Raw genomic sequence first — 1,149 nt, 5'->3', positions numbered from 1 at the left:
ACAACCCGGTGTTGGTGGGTGAGCCCGGTGTGGGGAAGACCGCCGTGGTGGAGGGCCTGTCGCAGAAGATCGTCAAGGGTGAGGTGCCCGAGACGCTGAAGGACAAGCAGCTCTACACCCTTGACCTGGGCGCGCTGGTGGCCGGTTCCCGTTACCGCGGTGACTTCGAAGAGCGTCTGAAGAAGGTGCTCAAGGAGATCCGTACCCGCGGCGACATCATCTTGTTCATCGACGAGTTGCACACGCTGGTCGGCGCGGGCGCCGCCGAGGGCGCCATCGACGCCGCGAGCATCCTCAAGCCGATGCTGGCCCGCGGTGAGCTGCAGACCATCGGTGCCACCACGCTCGACGAGTACCGCAAGCACCTGGAGAAGGACGCGGCTCTGGAGCGCCGGTTCCAGCCGATCCAGGTGGCCGAGCCGTCGCTGTCGCACACGATCGAGATCCTCAAGGGTCTGCGGGACCGGTACGAGGCGCACCACCGGGTGTCCATCACCGATGGCGCTCTGGTGGCGGCGGCGACGCTGGCGGATCGGTACATCAGCGACCGGTTCCTGCCGGACAAGGCGATCGACCTGATCGACGAGGCCGGTTCGCGGATGCGGATCCGCCGGATGACCGCGCCGCCGGACCTGCGCGAGTACGACGAGAAGATCGCGAATGTGCGGCGGGAGAAGGAGTCCGCGATCGACGCGCAGGACTTCGAGAAGGCCGCGGCACTGCGGGACCAGGAAAAGCAGCTGCAGCTCAAGCGGGAGCGGCGGGAGAAGGAGTGGAAGGCCGGCGACATGGACGTCGTGGCCGAGGTGACCGAGGAGCTCATCGCCGAGGTCCTGGCCACCGCCACCGGCATCCCGGTGTTCAAGCTGACCGAGGAGGAGTCCCAGCGGCTGCTCCGGATGGAAGACGAGCTGCACAAGCGGATCATCGGCCAGGACGACGCCATCAAGGGGCTGTCGCGGTCGATCCGCCGCACCCGCGCCGGGTTGAAGGACCCGCGCCGTCCGGGTGGGTCGTTCATCTTCGCCGGCCCGTCGGGTGTGGGGAAGACCGAGCTGTCCAAGGCGCTGGCGGAGTTCCTGTTCGGCGACGAAGACGCGCTGATCATGCTGGACATGTCGGAGTTCATGGAGAAGCACACCGTCTCGC

1 protein-coding gene is annotated in these 1,149 nt (G+C 67.1%); it reads left to right on the top strand.

Going from position 1 to position 1,149, the window contains the following annotated elements; genetic code table 11:
* Positions 1 to 1,149 (top strand): AAA family ATPase (locus FLX07_RS35795; RefSeq protein ID WP_142576408.1); only part of this gene is annotated, 1,149 nt, incomplete at both ends.

It is taken from the genome of Microbispora bryophytorum (genome assembly GCF_006874465.1).
Taxonomy (GTDB): domain Bacteria; phylum Actinomycetota; class Actinomycetes; order Streptosporangiales; family Streptosporangiaceae; genus Microbispora; species Microbispora bryophytorum.
The sequence above is the reverse complement of the archived record's forward strand: the minus strand, read 5'-3'. Positions and strand labels throughout refer to the sequence as shown.